Source organism: Peterkaempfera griseoplana (assembly GCF_001418575.1).
GTDB classification, from domain to species: Bacteria; Actinomycetota; Actinomycetes; order Streptomycetales; family Streptomycetaceae; genus Peterkaempfera; species Peterkaempfera griseoplana.
The window spans coordinates 850-1,713 of sequence record NZ_LIQR01000419.1 but is presented as its reverse complement, the minus strand read 5'-3'; the positions used below and the strand labels follow the sequence as shown (position 1 = coordinate 1,713).

At 71.4% G+C, this 864-nt stretch carries 1 protein-coding gene and 1 tRNA gene; both read left to right on the top strand.

Going from position 1 to position 864, the window contains the following annotated elements; all coding sequences use genetic code 11:
- Nucleotides 1-122: 122 nt before the first annotated feature.
- Nucleotides 123-196, top strand: a tRNA-Ile gene (locus AOK09_RS28340).
- A 131-nt stretch (nucleotides 197-327) separates the two neighbouring features.
- Nucleotides 328-864, top strand: a 537-nt coding sequence (locus AOK09_RS28335) for an EI24 domain-containing protein (protein WP_055590095.1), incomplete at its 3' end; no start/stop codon positions are given.

The window sequence follows — 864 nt, the reverse complement described above, 5'->3', positions numbered from 1 at the left end:
GGGCCTTCGCCGTACGGAAGAGCGCAGGCGTGACCCCGACGCGCGGGCGGAGCGGCTGAGCAGCTATGCTGCGGCAGGCGGCCCGATGCGGGCCGCTCGTGCTGGGGCTTTCGCATCGGCACGGGGCGGTAGCTCAGCCGGTTAGAGCAGGGGACTCATAATCCCTGGGTCGTGGGTTCGAGTCCCACCCGCCCCACTCCGCGGAATGCGGGCAGTGCATGTCTCGCCAGGCGCAACAGTAGGGCAGCGGCGCCGCCGCGGTGCCCACCACGCCAAGAACTTCACCCGGACGGACCCATCCGCACCGCACGGCCTAGGCTGGGCGCCATGCGTGATCTTGCGGCGGGGCTGGGGTATCTGGGCAAGGGACAGCGCTGGGTGGCGCGGCACGGCAGGTGGTGGGGCTTCGGGCTGCTCCCGGCCCTGATCACGCTGGTGCTCTACACGGTCGTGCTGGTGGTGCTCGCCCTCTGGGCGGACGACCTGACGGCGTGGGCGACGCCGTTCGCCGACGGATGGGGTTCGCCCTGGCGTCAGCTGCTCCGGGGCCTTTTCACCGTACTGCTGCTCTGCGGCGGTCTGCTGCTGGCCGTGGTGACCTTCACCGCCGCCACGCTGCTGGTGGGGGAGCCGTTCTACGAGGCCCTCTCGGAGCAGGTGGAGAAGTCCGAGGGAGGCGCCCCCGCCGGTCCGCGGCTGCCGCTCTGGCGGGAGCTGTGGAACTCCGCGCGGGACAGCCTCTTCGTCCTGGTGCGGGTGGCGGGCCTTGGGCTGCTGCTCTTCGTCCTGGGGTTCGTCCCGGTGCTGGGACAGACGGTGGTGCCCGTGCTGGGGGTCTGTGTGTCGGGGTTCTTCCTGGCGCTG